General features: G+C 63.9%; 18 protein-coding genes. 10 read left to right on the top strand and 8 right to left on the bottom strand.

The features are described from left to right. Positions 1-101: 101 nt before the first annotated feature. On the top strand, positions 102-1,244 hold the full coding sequence (locus SOM28_RS07100; RefSeq protein ID WP_123069584.1) for a DUF3616 domain-containing protein: 1,143 nt from the start codon (positions 102-104) through the stop codon (positions 1,242-1,244). A gap of 50 nt (positions 1,245-1,294) precedes the next feature. Here SOM28_RS07100 and SOM28_RS07105 read toward each other — a convergent pair whose 3' ends face one another. Continuing rightward, positions 1,295-1,642, bottom strand: a complete 348-nt coding sequence (locus tag SOM28_RS07105; RefSeq protein ID WP_123069568.1) for a hypothetical protein — start codon at positions 1,640-1,642, stop codon at positions 1,295-1,297. 30 nt (positions 1,643-1,672) lie between these two features. Beyond that, positions 1,673-2,137, bottom strand: a complete 465-nt coding sequence (locus SOM28_RS07110) for an outer membrane lipoprotein (protein ID WP_123069569.1) — start codon at positions 2,135-2,137, stop codon at positions 1,673-1,675. A 284-nt stretch (positions 2,138-2,421) separates the two neighbouring features. Between SOM28_RS07110 and SOM28_RS07115 the strand changes: the two genes are divergently transcribed. From SOM28_RS07115 to SOM28_RS07125, 3 genes are all read left to right on the top strand, one after another. After that, positions 2,422-2,973, top strand: coding sequence for a hypothetical protein (locus SOM28_RS07115; RefSeq protein ID WP_123069570.1), 552 nt, complete (start codon positions 2,422-2,424; stop codon positions 2,971-2,973). Positions 2,974-3,057: 84 nt separating this feature from the next. Further along, positions 3,058-3,372: a BON domain-containing protein gene (locus SOM28_RS07120; RefSeq protein ID WP_123069571.1), complete on the top strand. Its 315-nt coding sequence runs from the start codon at positions 3,058-3,060 to the stop codon at positions 3,370-3,372. A gap of 44 nt (positions 3,373-3,416) precedes the next feature. After that, the gene (locus SOM28_RS07125) at positions 3,417-4,664 is read left to right on the top strand and encodes an AI-2E family transporter (protein WP_320467684.1); all 1,248 of its coding nucleotides are present in this window, start codon (positions 3,417-3,419) and stop codon (positions 4,662-4,664) included. Positions 4,665-4,775: 111 nt separating this feature from the next. Here the strand turns inward: SOM28_RS07125 and SOM28_RS07130 are convergent, their stop codons facing one another. Beyond that, entirely contained in the window at positions 4,776-5,690 is a 915-nt protein-coding gene (locus tag SOM28_RS07130; protein WP_123069573.1) for a YihY/virulence factor BrkB family protein, read from the bottom strand. Between the two features lie 63 nt (positions 5,691-5,753). Next, on the bottom strand, positions 5,754-6,782 hold the full coding sequence (locus SOM28_RS07135; protein ID WP_123069574.1) for an OmpA family protein: 1,029 nt from the start codon (positions 6,780-6,782) through the stop codon (positions 5,754-5,756). A gap of 524 nt (positions 6,783-7,306) precedes the next feature. On the opposite strand from SOM28_RS07135, the gene SOM28_RS07140 reads away from it, so the two are divergent. From SOM28_RS07140 to phbB, 5 genes are all read left to right on the top strand, one after another. After that, the gene (locus SOM28_RS07140) at positions 7,307-7,930 is read left to right on the top strand and encodes a winged helix-turn-helix domain-containing protein (RefSeq protein ID WP_147937076.1); all 624 of its coding nucleotides are present in this window, start codon (positions 7,307-7,309) and stop codon (positions 7,928-7,930) included. A gap of 228 nt (positions 7,931-8,158) precedes the next feature. Then, the gene (locus SOM28_RS07145) at positions 8,159-8,905 is read left to right on the top strand and encodes a glutathione peroxidase (RefSeq protein ID WP_320467685.1); all 747 of its coding nucleotides are present in this window, start codon (positions 8,159-8,161) and stop codon (positions 8,903-8,905) included. 2 nt (positions 8,906-8,907) lie between these two features. Then, positions 8,908-9,795, top strand: a complete 888-nt coding sequence (locus SOM28_RS07150) for a M90 family metallopeptidase (protein ID WP_320467686.1) — start codon at positions 8,908-8,910, stop codon at positions 9,793-9,795. A 110-nt stretch (positions 9,796-9,905) separates the two neighbouring features. Further along, positions 9,906-10,460, top strand: a complete 555-nt coding sequence (locus SOM28_RS07155) for a hypothetical protein (protein WP_320467687.1) — start codon at positions 9,906-9,908, stop codon at positions 10,458-10,460. Positions 10,461-10,619: 159 nt separating this feature from the next. Beyond that, positions 10,620-11,402, top strand: a complete 783-nt coding sequence (phbB, locus tag SOM28_RS07160) for an acetoacetyl-CoA reductase (RefSeq protein ID WP_320467688.1) — start codon at positions 10,620-10,622, stop codon at positions 11,400-11,402. A gap of 24 nt (positions 11,403-11,426) precedes the next feature. Here phbB and SOM28_RS07165 read toward each other — a convergent pair whose 3' ends face one another. The 4 genes from SOM28_RS07165 to SOM28_RS07180 form a co-directional block, all read right to left on the bottom strand. Next, positions 11,427-12,035: a hypothetical protein gene (locus tag SOM28_RS07165; RefSeq protein WP_320467689.1), complete on the bottom strand. Its 609-nt coding sequence runs from the start codon at positions 12,033-12,035 to the stop codon at positions 11,427-11,429. A gap of 10 nt (positions 12,036-12,045) precedes the next feature. Continuing rightward, positions 12,046-12,897: a hypothetical protein gene (locus SOM28_RS07170; protein ID WP_320467690.1), complete on the bottom strand. Its 852-nt coding sequence runs from the start codon at positions 12,895-12,897 to the stop codon at positions 12,046-12,048. Positions 12,898-13,498: 601 nt separating this feature from the next. Beyond that, positions 13,499-14,866, bottom strand: a complete 1,368-nt coding sequence (locus SOM28_RS07175) for a DEAD/DEAH box helicase (protein WP_320467691.1) — start codon at positions 14,864-14,866, stop codon at positions 13,499-13,501. Positions 14,867-15,120: 254 nt separating this feature from the next. Beyond that, positions 15,121-15,900 carry an inositol monophosphatase family protein gene (locus SOM28_RS07180; RefSeq protein ID WP_123071764.1) on the bottom strand — a complete coding sequence of 260 codons (780 nt, stop codon included), beginning with the start codon at positions 15,898-15,900 and terminating at the stop codon, positions 15,121-15,123. Positions 15,901-16,082: 182 nt separating this feature from the next. Between SOM28_RS07180 and SOM28_RS07185 the strand changes: the two genes are divergently transcribed. Further along, the gene (locus tag SOM28_RS07185) at positions 16,083-16,844 is read left to right on the top strand and encodes an RNA methyltransferase (RefSeq protein ID WP_320467692.1); all 762 of its coding nucleotides are present in this window, start codon (positions 16,083-16,085) and stop codon (positions 16,842-16,844) included. The last annotated feature ends 25 nt before the right edge of the window (positions 16,845-16,869 follow it).

Below are 16,869 nucleotides of genomic sequence, written 5' to 3' on the forward strand. Positions count from 1 at the left end.
TTTGTCGGCTGCACCCTATAACGCACGCCGCGGCTGGCGGTTGACGCACCGTGCGCAGGCCTGGGGCTATGCCGGCGTCAAAACCGATCGCGAGGCGCAATATGCATCCGTCCAATATCGTCCTGCTCGAATTCCATCCCGAACGCGATGACCTCAGTCCCGACAAGGAATTGCGCAACGGCCTGTCGGTGGCCCTGCGCATGGGCGATACCTTGTGGCTGGCCAATGACGAGTCGCTCAGCATCGAGCGCCTGACGCTGGAGGCCGAGGACAGCCGCGGCAAGACCAGTTTTGCGCGCGCACACCACCAGTTCGCGCTGCACGACTTCCTGCAACTGCCCTTGCCGCCGCACGAAGAGGGAAGCAAGCGCATCAACGAAGCCGATATCGAGGGACTGGCCAGCGACGGCGACTACCTGTGGGTGACCGGCTCGCACAGCCTGCGCCGCAAACGGCCGGACCAGGGCGACGGCGTGCGGCGCTCGCACAAGCGCCTGGCGGCCGTCAGCGCCGACGGCAACCGCTACCTGCTGGCGCGTATCCCGCTGGTGAAGCAGGATGGCGGCTTCACGCTGCAGAAGGAAGCGGAGCACAAGGGCAAGCGGCGCACCGCGGCGTTGCTGCGCGGCGACGAACACGGCAACGAATTGACGGGGCTGCTGCGCCAGGACGAGCACTTCGGTCCCTTCCTGGCCATCCCGGGCAAGGACAACGGCTTCGATATCGAGGGCATCGCCCTGGCCGGCAAGCATGTGCTGCTGGGCCTGCGCGGCCCGGTGCTGCGCGGCTGGGCCGCGATCGTCGAGGTGGCGCCGGTCGACGATGGCGAAGAGGGTTGGCTAAGGCTGGCGCCGCTCGACGAGGAGGGCGCCCTGTACCGAAAGCACTTTCTTGACCTGGATGGCCTGGGCATCCGCGACCTGTGCGTGGACGGCAAGGATCTGCTGATCCTGGCCGGGCCGACGATGGACCTCGATGGTCCGGTGACGGTACTGCGCTGGCCCGGCGGGGCGCGGCCGGACAAGGCCTCGGCAGTGAGCCGGGACATGCTGGAACACGTGCTGGCGCTGCCGTTCGGGCAGGGCGTCGACCATCCGGAAGGCATGTCGCTGTTCTCGAGCCAGGATGGGCGCGAAGAAGGGCTGCTGGTGGTGCACGACGCGGCGTCGCCCAGCCGCCAGATCGGCGACAGCACCCTGGTGGCCGACGTGTATCCGCTGCCGCCGCGACGTAAAAGGAAATAGACGAAAAAAAGCGGCCATCGGATGGCCGCTTTCGTCGCTGCGCCTGGAATTTATTGGCGCGGCATCGGCTTGCCCAGCTGCGCCGTCTCGCGCTGCCAGGTCGCGCGGGCGTCCTGCATGCACGACTTGCGCTCGGCCGTTGGCGCCTTGCGGCAGGCGTTCTGCGCTTCCTGCAGCGCCGCGCCGAGTTCCTTGCGCAGCGTCTGCTGCGCCGGATCGTCGCGGTACCAGCGCGGCGGGTCGCCCTTGGCGATTTCCTGGGCCTGCTGCCGGGCGACGGTGGGGTTGACGGTCGCGTCGGTGCCGGTTTGTGCCAGGTCCTGGGCCGAAGCCGCGAAGGCGGCGCCGGCCAGGGCGCAGGCGCAGGCGCCGCGCACGATGCGGGTGAGAGTAGCCATGGTTGTCTCCAGCTGTCTCATGCCGGTGGATCAGTAGCGGTAGACGCGGCCGTCGACGATGCGCACGCGGTTGCCCACGCGCAGATCGTAGGCGCTGTCCTGGGTCACGGCGCGGTATTCGCCGTTATCCATGCGCATATTGATCTGATACATCTCCGGGCCCGGGGCATTGCGGTTCTTTTCGACGTTGTTGCCGACGACGGCGCCAGCCAGGCCGCCAGCCACCGTGGCCGCGGTACGGCCGCCGCCGCTACCGATCTGGCTGCCGGCCAGTGCGCCGACCACGCCGCCCAGCACGCCGCCGGCGCCGCTGGTGCGGTTCTCGCCCTGGACTACCTGGATCGATTCGATCACGCCGTAGCCGGCCGAGGCGGTGCTGCTGCCCGAGCCGTATCCAGCGTTGTTGCCGTAGGGCTGGGAACTGTTGCTGGCGCAGCCAGTGAGAAGCGCGCCGGTCGCCAGCAAGGCGACGATAAATTTACGGTTAGCATTCATGTTGTTCTCCTGACAAAAGTATGAGTCCAGAATAGTCAGGTGGCCGGCGAGGGTCTGTGCGTTGCCGCACCCACCTTGCTTCGAGGGTAGAGCCCGCTGCCATGACTATCTCCGCCGGCAGAAATTCGGTTGGTGTGGCCAGTTTTCATTCAACTTTCTTGTTCTATATCTGCTCATCTATATGTCGGCGCCAAGAGTCTGCTAGTTGTGTTCGGCACCGAACAGAAACCGGGTGCGCGGCATGTAAAGATGTCTCCAATGTTGACAAATGGAGAACAAAAATAATGAAGACGTCACACGTACTCCTGCTGATCGGTGCAGCGCTCGGCTGGGCCGGCCAGGCCGTCGCCCAGCTGCCGGCGCCGGAGGCGAAGACCGTCTATCAACAGGCGATGGACGCCGCCGAAGCCGCCTACGACGCCGCCAAGGCGCGCTGCGATGCGCTGGCTGGTGTCCCACACGAGATCTGCGTCGCCGACGCCCGTGCCGCCCGCGTGCGCGTCGAGGAAGAAGCGGGCGCCGCCCACAAGAACACGCTGGCGGCCTATACCCAGGCGCGCATGCGCATCGCCTCTGCCTATTACGAGCGCGACAAGACGCGCTGCAGCGCCGCGCTCGGCAACGACCGCGACGTGTGCCAACGCCAGGCCAAGGCCACCCTGGTGGCCAGCCAAGCCGATGCCCGGGCCGACCGCAAGGCGATCGAGGCACGTCTGGAAGCGCAGGACGCCAGGATCGACGCCGAATACCGCGTTGCACTGCAGAAGTGCGATGCCTTCGCCGGTGACGTCAAGGAAGGGTGCGTCAGCACCACCCGGACGGCATACGGCAAATAAAGAACCCGCGGGCCGGATTGCCGGCGCCGCCCAACCCGCCCGCAAGGGTATTGCACCACCATGATTAATCAATAAGGAGCCATCATGAAAATCGCCAAGAACCTCATCTCCGCAGCTTTCGTCGCCACCGTCGCCATCACCGCCGTCGGCTGCTCGTCGACCAATAACCAGGCCAGCACCGGCGAGTACGTCGATGACGCCGTGATCACCACCAAGGTCAAGGCTGCCCTGATCAACGACCCGAACGTGAAGGCCCGCGAAGTCAACGTCGAAACCTTCAAGGGCGACGTCCAGCTGTCGGGCTTCGTGGCCGATCCACGCGATGCCCAGCGCGCTGTCGAAATCGCCCGTGGCGTCAAGGGCGTGACTTCGGTCAAGAACGACATCCGTGTGAAATAATAAGCGCTTAGCCGGGGCGGCCCGGCATCTCGTTCAGGCATACCATGCAGCTAGCACCAACCGATCCGGCCACGCCGGCAGCATCCAACCCTTTGCCTGAACCAGCCGCCCCTCCGGGCGACGCCGCCCGCGCCGACGCGCGCGGGGCCGGCGACGACATCGCCTTGCACATCGGCGGCATGCGCGTGCCGCTGCACGTCAATGCGCGCGGCCTGTCGCTCGGCATCCTCGCCACCATCGCTTTCGTGTTCGCGCTCCAGTGGGCGCAAAAGTTCTTCGTGCCGCTCTTGCTCGGCATCCTGATCGCCTACACCCTCAATCCCGTCGTGCGCTGGCTCGAACGCTGGCACATCAAGCGCATCATCGGCGCTACCCTGGTCACGGCCGTGATCGTGGGCGCGATGGCGGGCACCCTGTACCGGCTGCAGGGCGAATTCTTCAATATCCTCGACGAGTTGCCGACGCTGACCCACAAGGTCACGCGCATCCTCACCAATACCAGCGGCCAGCGCTCGACCCTGCAGCAGATGCAGGCGGCGGCGGCCGAGATCGAGCGTGCCGCGAGCAATGTCGGCGCCGACGCCAAGCGCCTGGCGCAGCAGCGGCGCCAGTATCCGCCGCCGGCCGCCGCGGCGAGTTCGCCGATCCGCGTGATGGACTGGGTGCTGGCCGGCTCGATGAGCCTGGCCGCCTTCATGTCGCAGGCGACCATGGTCGTGTTCCTGGTGTTCTTCCTGCTGCTGGCGGGCGACACCTTCAAGCGCAAGCTGGTCAAGCTCACCGGTCCCTCGCTCACACGCAAGAAAGTCACCGTCCATATCCTGGACGACATCAATACCTCGATCCAGAGCTATATGTTCATGCTGTTGGTGACCAATATCCTGTTGGCCCTCCTGATGTGGGGCGCGTTGCGCCTGATCGGTCTTGAGAACGCCGGCGCCTGGGCCGCCTTCGCCGGCGTGGCCCACCTGATGCCGTATTTCGGTCCCCTTGTCATCACGGTTGCGACCGGGATGGCGGCTTTCCTGCAGTACGAGACCCTGAGCATGGTGATGCTGGTGGCCGGCGCCTCGATGGCGATCGCGACCCTGGTCGGCATGGTCGTCGCCACCTGGATGACCGGCAAGATCGCGCGCATGAATCCGGCTGCGGTCTTCGTCAGCCTGCTGTTCTGGGGCTGGTTGTGGGGCGTCTGGGGCTTGCTGCTCGGCGTACCGGTGGTGATGGTGCTGAAGGTGGTGGCCGAGCGGGTCGAGGGAATGGAAGTGGTGTCGGAGCTGCTGGGCGAATAAACCGGTAGGGTGGAAGGCTCTGCCTTCCACGCGTCCAATTTTCCCTTGCACCGCATGGACGCACGATGTCGTTGGACGCGTGGACGGCGAAGCCGTCCACCCTACGGTTTTTTACGCGGTGCTGGCCTTCGGTTCGACGCCCGTGATTTCCTTCGGCTTGTTGTGCAAGCTACCCATTTGCAGGGCGTACTGGCGCGCGAATTCGGCGCCCAGGAAGAAAATCTGCGCCGAATAATACACCCACAGCAGCAGGGCGATCAGCGAACCGGCGGCGCCGAAGCTGTCGGTGGTGCCACTGTTGCCGATGTATAGCCCGATTCCGAACTTACCCAGCGTGAACATCGCCGCGGTGCCGAGCGCGCCGATGGTGACGTCTTTCCACGACAGCCGCACGCGCGGCAGCAGCTTGTAGATCACGCCGAACAGGGTGGCGATGACCAGGAAGCCGATGCCGGAGGCGACCCAGCCCATGACGATGGCGGCTTCCTGCCACACACCGGTGATGAACTTCTCGGCCACCGTGGTGGCGGCGCTGACGACCAGGGACACCATCAGCAGGAAACCCAGCACCAGGACCATGCCGAACGACAGCAGGCGGGTGCGGATCGTGTTCCAGATGCCGGCGTCGGCCGGCGCCGGCAGGCCCCAGATCTCGTCCAGGCTGTCCTTCAGCTCGGAAAACACGGTGGTGGCGCCGACGATCAGCAGCAAGGTGGCGACGATCGTGGCGAAGCGGCCCGATTCCTTGTTCTGGGCGCCGGCCAGGATGGCCTGGATCGTGTCCGCCCCCTGCGCACCCAGCAGCCCGCGCAGCTCGGCCAGCAACTGGCCTTGCGCGGCTTCTTCACCATAGAAGAAACCGGCGACGGCGATCACCAGCACCAGGATCGGGGCCAGCGAAAACAGGGTGTAGAAGGCCAGTGCTGCGCCCTTGCTGGAGGCACGGTGGTCCAGCCATTCCGTTACCGCGCAGCGCAGGACTTTCAGGATCTGGTGCGTGTAAGGGAACCATTTCTTAACTGCCATATCCCATCCTCCAAATGAAAAGGGGGCCGAAGCCCCCTCGAATAAGCGTTGCCGCCTAAGGAATTACTGCTGCACTGGCACTTCGACCGTGATCTGGTCGACTTCGACGCGACGGTTCGGTTCCAGGCAAGCGATCAGCTGGGCGCGGTTCTTCTGCTGGCACTCGACCAGTGGGTTGGCTTCACCCTTGCCGACGGCGCGCAGGCGGTTGCCGTCGATGCCTTTGCCGACCAGGTATTCACGCACGGCATTGGCGCGGCGCTCCGACAGGGCCTGGTTGTACTTCTCCGAACCCAGGCGGTCGGTGTAGCCGGTGATTTCGACGTTGGTGACCGAGGTGTCGGCTTGCAGGGCAGCGGCGATCTCGTCCAGCTTAGGCGCCGGGGTGATCACTTCAGCCTTGTCGAAGGCGAACAGCTTGGTGGCTTCCAGGGTCACTTTCTGGAAGCGCGGTGCTGGTGGTGGTGGCGGTTCGACTGGCGCCGGTGCTGGAGGCGGAGCCTCGACCACTGGAGCTGGAGCCGGTGCCGGTGGCGCTGGTGGCGGGTTGAACGCGTAGTTCAGGCCGACGGTCAGCATCTTGTTGTTGCTGCGCTTGAAGCCGAATTCTTCGTCATCACGCAGGAAGCCGCGCACGGTGCGCAGGTCGGCTTGCAGCGACCATTGCGGGGTCAGGCTTGCCTGGAAACCGATACCGACGGTGGCGTACGGCGAGTTTTTCTCGACGTTGCGCAGTGGGTTGTTGACCTTGTCACGCTCGGCGCCCAGGCCGAACAGGACGAACGGACGGAAGCGATCGCGGCTCAGCATCAGCAGGGCATCGACGCCCAGCAGGGTCTGGCGATACTCGCTTTGGCCTTGCTCGAAGCGGGTCTGGCTGGCGCCGATCTGGATATCCCAGTTCTGGTGGACCGCCTTACCGAACTTCAGGCCACCACCGGTGTCGCGATCATCCACGCCGAAGTCGGCATCCGGCTTCACGTGGTTGACGCTTGGCTGGATGTACCACGACGGGTTGAGCTCTTGGGCGAGGGTGGCGCTGGATGCGCACAGCAGCGCAGCAGCCAGGGCGATCTTCTTGGTATTGTTCACAGGTAACTCCCGTAGGTTAAAAGTTGATGACAACGCATACGTCAGCAGCGATGTTGGATAAAGAATAACAGTGCAAGTTCCGTATGCTCGGTGCGGTAGCGCACCCAACGTGGAATGGCAGTGCGATTTTACAACAGTGGTAAAAACTCCACATTTCCAAGATGAAACGAACTGTAACGACGTTGTCATGTACAGAGCGGGCGTGCGACGCGCGCGCGCCGTCACCCAGCTGTCATGTCGACATATTCATATTAGGTATGTGACATGACATTCTGACATCGACATGGCATGCGCGCATGTTCGCCAAAAGGGAGGGGCATATTCTGCAGCAGCGGGCGCAGGGAGAGCGCGGGTGAAAAATGCTTTTGGGAATGTTGTCGAATGTTGGATGGCGCACAGACCATGATGTCTGATGCAGGCAATCTTGAGTCCAGTTAAGCGGAACCGAGATGTTGTCAGGGTGTCATACGACACACAGCGACCCGGACCACACAGTCTCACTCTCTATATTGGAGCTCATCGATATGCATGCAACGACTCAGCACAACGCGGTACCAGGCGAAACCGGCGCAGTGCACACTTCCAGCAATTCGGCGCTGATCGAGCGCGTCCCACCACAACCGACCGAGCGCGCCCCGATTTCGCTGGCCCCGATCGAGCGTGTGCGTTCGACCTCGGCCACCCAGCGTCGCATCGAAAACATGCAAAAGCTGATCAATGAACTGTCGAGCCACGAAATGCTGGCCGACGAGATCGCTTGGTTCCTCAAATTCTCGCCATCGGGCGCCCGCAAGTACATCCGCGACCTGCGCGAAGCCGGCGTGATCGAACTGGCGCGCTATATCGAAGGCACCGCCACCTACCTGGGCAAGGCCGTGTACCAGATCTCGCCAGATCCAGAGCGCGTCAAGGCCTTCCTGGCCGCGATCTGCCAGCCGAAGCGCGAAGGCGCGGCCCCACGCAAGGAGCGTCCAGGCCTGCGCGAACAGAATATGGCCGGCAGCGGTCGCCATTTCCACATCCTGGCCGATGACACCCATTACGCGATCCGCGTGAACCGCAGCCCGGTCGCCCGTGACCCGCTGGTGGCGGCGCTGTTCGGCCCGGCGCCAGGCCAGAACGCCGTTACCGCCAAGGAACGCGCCTGAGTGCGCGCCCGGGGCTGCTGCGGTAGAGACCCGCAGCGGCTCCGGTTCGACGATCGCTGTCGTCATTTTTGCCGCGCTTTATGCGCGGCTTTGTTTTTATGGGCTAGCCGCGCTGCGCCATCCGGGTGAGCAACTTATTGCAACTCCTGTGTTGAAAACCGGTCAATAATCCTCACTTGTCTGCCATGCAGCCGCTCAGCCGGCAGGTTCAACCAGATAGGAGTGACGATGTTACCGAGTGCCGAATCGCTGGAAGGCAAAGCAATCCCGAACGTGGTCTTCAAGGCCAGGCCCGACGACCAATGGCGTGATCTCAGTTCCGACGAGTTGTTCAAGGGGCGCACGGTCGTCGTGTTTTCCCTGCCGGGCGCCTTCACCCCAACCTGTTCCTCGACCCATTTGCCGCGTTATAACGAACTGGCCCCGGTGCTGCGTTCGCATGGCGTGGACGACATCCTGTGTGTCTCGGTCAACGATGCCTTCGTCATGAACCAGTGGAAGGCCGGCCAGGACGCCGCCAATATCACGGTCATTCCGGATGGCAACGGCGATTTCACCGAGGGCATGGGCATGCTGGTCGACAAGCGCGAGCTGGGCTTCGGCCGCCGCTCCTGGCGCTATTCGATGCTGGTGCGCGACGGCGTGATCGACAAGATCTTCATCGAACCAGAGCGCGAAGGTGACCCGTTCGAGGTATCGGATGCCGATACCATGTTGGCCTACCTGGCGCCGGATGCCGAGGTGCCGGAACCGGTCGTCATGTTCTCGCGTCCCGGTTGCCCCCATTGCGCCCGCGCCAAGCAGGCGCTGCGCGACAATGACATCCACTACACTGAGATCTCCGAAGACCAGAAGATCAATAGCATCGTCCTGCGCGGCGTCACGGGCCGCATGACCTGGCCGCAAGTCTTCGTCGGCGGCGAGCTGATCGGCGGCGCCGACGAGGTGCAAGCCTGGCTGGCCGGCAAGGCTTGACCATGGAAGCCATCGCAGTCGGCGCAGTGGGGCTGGCCGTGCTGGCGGCCTGGCTGTGGCCGAAGTGGCGCCTGCGGCAGGCGCTGGCGCGGCCCTTGCCGGCCTCTCATGCCGCCATCCTGGCGCGCAACCTCGCCCAGTATCGCGCAATGGACGAGGGGCAGCGCCGGCGCCTGCAACGCATGGTCCAGCAATTCCTGCACGAAAAGAAATTCGTCGGCTGCGCCGGCCTGGACGTCACCGACGAGATGCGGGTGACGATCGCGGGCCAGGCCTGCCTGCTGCTGCTGGGGCGAGTTGCGGACAACGGCAAGCCCGCTATCTATCCCACGCTGGACCTGATCCTGGTCTATCCCGGCGCCTTCCTGGCGCCGCGCAAGCAGGTCGACGTGTCCGGCGTGGTGACCGAGGAACGCCAGGACTTGCTGGGCGAATCGTGGGGCGATGGCCGCGTGATCCTGTCGTGGGACCATGTGCGGCGCGCCGGCCATGCCGAGACGGCCGGCCATAACGTGGTGCTGCACGAATTCGCCCACCAGCTCGACAGCGAGTCGGGTAATACGAATGGCGCCCCCTACCTGGGCAGCAGCGAGCGCTACCGTAGTTGGTCCGAGGTACTGTCGCGCGACTATGCCAACCTGCGCCACGAGGCGATGTGGGGCATGCAGGGTGTGCTCGACCACTATGGCGCGACCAATCCGGCCGAGTTCTTCGCGGTGGCCACCGAAAGTTTCTTCGAGCAGCCGCACCTGCTGGCGGCGCAGCATCCGGCCCTGTACGAGGAATTCCTCAAGTATTACCGGATCGATCCACGTCAATGGCAGAGCGCTCCGCCGCCGCCGGTGGCGGAACCGCCGAGCTATGGGGTGGTCTATGGGCAGTGGCGGTAGCGGCGGCAATGAGCAGCGTGCGATCGCGTACAGAGCGGCGGGTGCAGCCCGCGTACGCTTGAGCTACCGTAGACGCTACTTATTTGCCACATAATGGGGAGGATTCGCCGATGTCCACCATCATCGCAGGACGTTTCCAGCTTCAGGACGATGTCGACCGCGCGCGCGACGCGCTGATCGACGCCGGCTTCGATGCCGACCGCATCAGCGGGTTTTACCTGAGCCAGCCCGGCCAGCACGATATGACACCCATCGGCGGCGACCATCTCCAGTCGCCGGGCGCCAAGGAAGCGCCCGAAGGCGTGGTGAAGGGCGTGGCCACCGGCGGCGCTGTCGGTGTGGCCGTGGGCGCCGCCACCTCGCCCGTTACCGGACCGCTGGGGCCGATCGTCGGCGGGCTTGTGGGCGGCCATGTCGGCTCACTGTTCAGCTTCAGCAAGATGAAAGACCGGGGCGAACCCGAAGAGGGCGGCGAGAACGCCGTCCCGCCGCGCACGGCCGGCATGCTGGTGGCGGTCGCCTTCGACGATCCCGACCTGCAGGCGCGCGCCGTCGACCTGCTGCGCCAGCTGGGCGCCCACCACATCGAACGGGCCCAGGGCAATATCGTCGGCGGCGACTGGGCCGATTTCGATCCCAGCAGCAGGCCCGACGTGATCGCCTGAACCATCGAGATGCGGCGCACCGTGTTTGCTGCGCTGCTCTTTGCACATGGGCTTTGCCCCGTTCACACTTGATCCTAATCAACAACCTACTGTTGTCGTTTCCCTACACTCGGATGCTCGCAGTCGCGCCATCGGCGCCAACGAGAATAGGAGTGAGACATGGCAGGAGACACGGTAGCAAGGCAGGACAGGCGGGTATCCGGGAAGCGGGTAGCCCTGGTGACGGGGGCGATGGGTGGGCTTGGTACGGCGCTGTGCCGGCGCCTGCATGCGGAAGGGTTCCTGGTGGCGGCGACGCACTCGCCGCAGAATGGGCGCCGCGACGCCTGGCTGGCCGGCCAGGAGGCGGACGGGATCAAGGTGCGGGCCTATGAGCTCGACGTCTCCAACGGCAATGCCTGCGAAAACGTCGTGGGCCAGGTGCTAAGTGACCTCGGCCGCATCGACGTCCTGGTCAATAACGCCGGCATCACGCGCGACCGCAGCATGCGCAAGATGAGCCAGGACGACTGGCATACGGTCATGGGCGCCAATCTCGACAGCGTATTCAATATGACCCGGCCGGTGCTCGAGTCGATGATCGGGCAGCGCTGGGGACGCATCATCAATATCTCTTCGGTCAATGGCCAGCAGGGTGCTTTCGGGCAGGCAAATTACGCCGCAGCCAAGGCTGGCATGCATGGCTTCACCAAGTCACTGGCGCTCGAAGTAGCCCGCCACGGGGTCACGGTCAACACGGTCTCGCCCGGCTACCTGGACACCGCCATGGTGGAAAAAGTGCCGCAAGACGTGCTGCGCGACCGCATCCTGCCGCAAATCCCCGTCGGCAGGCTGGGCAAGCCGGCGGAAGTGGCGGGGCTGGTGGCCTATCTGGTGTCGGACCTGGCGGGCTATCTGACCGGCGCCAATATTGCGATCAATGGCGGGCAGCATATGTATTGAGGGTGGCCGCTCGCTATCCGCGGCTCAGGCCGCGGCCGTCGGCGGCGTGAGCGCATCGAGGGTGGTGCTGTGCAACTGGATTTTCTCGAGGGCCAGCACGATCGGCGTCGGCTGGCCGCTGGCGACGGCGCCGGCCAGGGACAGCAGGCCGCCGACGAGGCCGGTGACTTCGCCGATCACGCCGATGCGCCGGATCTTTTCGGCGGCTGCAGCGGTGAGGGCATTGACCCGGCTTTGCGGTTGGCCCAGGCCCTGGATGACGAAGGCGGCGGCGTCGGCATATAAAGTATTGGCGCGCTGGCGCAAGACCATTTCATCGTCCAGCAGGCGGCGCATGGCGTCCTGCACCTGCACGGGGACGCCGCGGCCGTCGTAGCTGCGGATCTCGCGCAGGATGCGTTCGTGCAGGCGATCGGCGATCGTCGACAGGCCATCGGCCAGTTCGACCACCTGCTGCATGCTGGACAAGCCGCCACCGCCGACACCGTGGGCAGTTTTGGCGGCGTCGGCGCCGGAATTGGCGGGGGCTGCGGCCTGGACGCTGGCGGTAGGGGCGGCCTGGGCTGGAGTAGTGTCGCCCTGCGCTGCGCCCGCATCCCGCGGGTTGGTCTTGTCGTGTGATGACTCCTGCATGCCGTCCTCCTCAATCGCCGTTCAGTCCGTCGCGGATCAGGCGCAGGTCGCGCGCATAGTTGGCGAGCATGCGCCGTGTCTCGTCGCCCGTCAGCTTGTTCATGTTCTCGCGCATCTTCTGGTGGCCGAGCGCCACCTTGGTGAGTCCCTGCAGCGCCAGCTCATAGCGGCGGTCGATCAGCTTGTACTCGGTCGACTTGTTCAGGTAGTGCACCTTGGCCAGGGTAACGAGCATGCGATCGGTGTTACGGTTCGAAAACGGAAGCTCCACATCGAAGATGCCGAGCACGGTCTTCTTTTCATTCTCGTTGGTCTTGTAATAGAGGCGGGTGAGCGAGATCATGGCATCGAGCAGTACCTGCACATCCGCATCGCCGTCGCGCACCATCGTCTCGACGCTGCGGTTCTGGTACCCCGAGGCGATCACGCGCGTGAGCAGCCGGGTCATCCCCGTATACGCCGCCACATGCCGCTGCTGCAAGCCCGATTCCGCATTCGCCTTGAGCCCATTGCCCAAATCATCGATCCGTTCCGACAAATCGTAGCGCCCGTCGCCCGCGAGCAGGCTGAGCGTTTGCATATAGAGGACCAGCGTCTTCTGGATGGCGACAAAGTCGTCATAGACGGCGCGTCGCCGCACATCGTTCTCGCGCGCGATGCGCTCGGCCTGCGGCGACAGATAGGGCTGCTCGCGCTCGTAGGTGTCACGATACCGCCGCGACAATTCCGCATACCCACCCAGCTTGGCCGAGGCATCCGCGAACTCGCGCACCTCCTGCAAACTGACCGACCCATTGGAAGCGCAGCCACCGAGCAGCACACCAAACCCAACCACCAGCCCCACCGCAAGTCGACGCAGCATCGCGACCCTCCCGCCCACCAGCCCCAAAACCCCATTCTTCCAGCCCCGCACCTTCCCACCTTGCCAATTATCAATTCCCCCTCGCAATCCGCCCGACACCACACACAATTAGGGTCAGAGTCGAATTAAATGACAACTTTCAAAGTTATCAAACAATTCAACTCTGACCCTAATTTTTGAGTAAATTACTGATGGAATGCCTGTCTCAATACGTTTTCACCGCTAATTTGAATCATAGCCATTGGCCAATAATTCGACTCTGACCCTAATTAATTTGGAGGTCAAAAATGGCCTGCGAATAAGGCTTTGGTGAGAATTGGCAGAAAAATTAGCAGGATGAATCGATGTTCCCGAAAGACGGGCGATTCAATAGAGCGGAGAAAATAAATAAATTAGGGTCAGAGTCGAATTAAATGACAACATTCGAAAGTTGTCACTTAATTCGACTCTGACCCTAATTATTGGGTAATAAATTGGCTGAAACAAGCTGAGGGTAAAGTCGGCGAATTGGGCGGTGTGACAATCTTTCCCAATAATTCGACTCTGACCCTTAGGGGACCCTTAGGGGACCCTCAGGGGACCCTCAAGGGCCCTCAGGGGATTAGCGGTCGCGGCGGACGGCGGAGGCGGGGCGGGGGCCGTTGTGGCGCTTTGCGCTGGCGGCGGGGGCGCCGGTGCCGGGGGTGCGCGGTTTGTTGCCGCCACCGCCGCCACCACCACCACCACCGTGGCCACGGCCGCCGCCTGGACGGCCGCCGCGGCCCGTATGGCCTGGGGCACCGCTACGCAGCTGGATCGGTTGCGGTTTGGCGTTCAGGTCGGGCTCGAAGCCGGGGATCACGGCGCGCGGCAGGGTTTGCTTGATCAGCTTTTCGATGTCTTTCAGCATCTGGTGCTCGTCCACGCAGACCAGCGACACCGCCTCGCCCGTCGCGCCGGCACGGCCTGTACGGCCAATGCGGTGCACATAGTCTTCCGGCACGTTCGGCAGGTCATAGTTCACCACGTGCGGCAGCTGGTCGATGTCGATGCCGCGCGCCGCGATGTCGGTGGCCACCAGCACTTGCAGGCTGCCATCCTTGAACTCGGCCAGCGCCTTGGTGCGCGCCGACTGGCTCTTGTTGCCGTGGATTGCCATCGCGCCGATGCCGTCCTTGCCCAGCTGTTCCACCAGCTTGTTGGCGCCATGCTTGGTGCGGGTAAACACCAGCACCTGGGTCCAGTTGTTCGACTTGATCAGGTGCGCCAGCATCGGGTGCTTCTTGTCGCGGTCCACCGGGTGGATTTTTTGCGCGATCACTTCCACGGTCGAGTTGCGGCGTGCCACTTCGATCGATTGCGGATTGTTCAGCAGGCGGTCGGCCAGTGCCTTGATGTCGTCCGAGAAGGTGGCCGAGAACAGCAGGTTCTGGCGCTTCGGCGGCAGCAGGGCCAGCACTTTGCGGATGTCGTGGATGAAGCCCATGTCCAGCATGCGGTCGGCTTCGTCCAGGATCAGGATTTCGATCTTCGACAGGTCGATCGTGCCCTGGCCCGCGTGGTCCAGCAGGCGGCCCGGGGTGGCGACCAGGATGTCGACGCCATGCTTGAGCAGCTTGATTTGCGGGTTGATGCCGACGCCGCCGAAGATCACGGCCGAATTCAGGTTCGTATACTTGCCGTACAGGCGCACGCTTTCCTCGACCTGGGCCGCGAGCTCGCGGGTCGGGGTCAGCACCAGCGCGCGGATGACGCGCGGCGCGGTCTTGTTGCGCTGGGCGGCGCCCACGGCGTCGCTCGACAGGCGGTGCAGGATCGGCAGGGTGAAGCCGGCGGTCTTGCCGGTGCCGGTCTGGGCGCCGGCCAGCAGGTCGCCGCCGTTCAGGACGGCCGGGATGGCCTGGCTCTGGATCGGCGTCGGGGCGGTATAACCTTGTTCGGTCACCGCGCGCACGATCGCGTCAGAGAGACCAAGTGAAGAGAATGACATAGATTTTTCAGTAAAAAACGGCCCGTCGCCACAGTGGCGGCAAGTCCTGGAATCGGGTTGATGCGGGCGCGCAATCAAGCGCTCGCCCGGACGCTGCCGCGCAAGGCGGTTAGCAGGAATTATAGTGAAGTTAGTTTCACCATAGAAAGTTTTTGCGCCATTACTATGTAATGCTTTGTAAGACGCCTGGTCAAAAGCAAGCGGGCTACCGGCAAGCGCAGCCTGCCAGTAGCCCGACCAGTACAAGTGGTATTTTACGCGAAAGGCGAAAGCAGCGGGACCAGCGCGCCGAAAACCTTCGGGCCGGCGGCGATCACGTCGCCCTTGTTCAGGTAATCGGACTCGCCGTCGAATTCGCCGACGATGCCGCCCGCTTCGGTCACGAGCAGGGCGCCGGCCGCGATATCCCAGACCTTGAGGCCTTTTTCGAAATAGCCGTCGATGCGGCCGGCCGCGACGTTCGCCAGTTCCAGCGCCGCCGAGCCGCCGCTGCGCACGCCGTGGCTGCGCGAGGCGACCACTTCGTACATGCGCAGGTATTCGGCCAGCGCGCGTGGATCGGGCCCGTGGCCAGCTGACAGCAGGGCGCGGCCGATACGCTCGGTAGAGCGCACGCGGATGCGCTTGTCGTTCAGGTAGGCGCCGGCGCCCTTGGTTGCGGTGAACAGGTCGTTGCGGACCGGGTCGTAGACCAGGCCGTTGGTGATCACGCCGCGCTGCTTGAGCGCGATCGAGATGCAGTAGTTGGGATAGCCGTGCAGGAAGTTGGTGGTGCCATCGATCGGGTCGATGATCCACACGTTTTCACTCTCGTCGTTCAGATTGCTGGAAGCGCCGCTTTCTTCCGCCAGGATGGCGTGGTCGGGATAGGCCTTGAGCAGGGTCTCGACGATCGCTTGCTCCGCCGCCTGGTCGACGTCGGTGACGAAATCGTTGTGTTGCTTCTCAGAGACGACGATGCGATCGATATCGAAGGACGCACGGTTGATGACGGTGGCGGCGCGGCGGGCGGCCTTGATGGCCGTGTTGAGCATTGGGTGCATGGAGGCTTATCCGTAAAAAACGCGAACGCCCACTCACGCACCATGGGGCGTCGTGAACGATCAGCTATTGAAGAGTGATTAAAGAGCAGGGCAGTGTCGAAACGGCTACAATCGCGGGCTTGTCCCCGCCATCTTGAAAAACCGTCCGCAATGCGCGATGGTCGCTATTGTAAATGAACCCGACCCAAACCGACACTTCTCTTTTTAAACGCCTGCGCTTCGTCCTGGTCGAGACCAGCCGCGCCGGCAACGTCGGCTCGGTGGCGCGCGCCATGAAGACGATGGGCTTCAGCGACCTGGTGCTGGTCGCTCCCAAATGCGAGAACCCGCTGACCGACCCCGAAGCGGTGGCCTTCGCCAGCGGCGCCATCGACGTGCTCTCCAACGCGCGCATCGTCGCCGACATCAACGGGGCGCTGGACGGCTGCAACTTCGCCGCCGCCGTCTCGGCCCGCCTGCGCGAATTCTCGCCGCCGGTCTGGACTCCGCGCGCCTTCGCGATTCACGCCGGCAGCCAGCCCGACCTGCGCCCGGCCATCGTGTTCGGCAACGAGCGGGTCGGCCTGCCGAACGGGATCGTCGAAAGCTGCAACGTTCTGATCAACATCCCGGCCAACCCGGACTACTCGTCGCTCAACCTGTCGCAGGCGGCCCAGGTGCTGGCCTATGAGGCGCGCATGGCGGCAGTGGGCGACGGCATCGACGCGCGTGGCGTGGGCTTCCACGGCGAGGCGGCAAGCGTGACCCAGGTCGACGGCATGTATGCGCACCTCGAACAGGCGCTGGTCGCGATCGGCTTCCTGAACGCCGACAGTCCCAAGAAGCTGATGCCGCGCCTGAAGCGCCTGTTCGCGCGCACCGGCCTCGAGACCGAAGAAGTCAACATCCTGCGCGGCATCGCGAGCGCGATCCTGAAGGACCGGCCTCCGCGCTGAGCCGTATTGCACGCTGTCCGTACGG

The organism is Massilia sp. CFBP9026 (assembly GCF_034045165.1).
Lineage (GTDB): Bacteria > Pseudomonadota > Gammaproteobacteria > Burkholderiales > Burkholderiaceae_D > Telluria > Telluria arenae.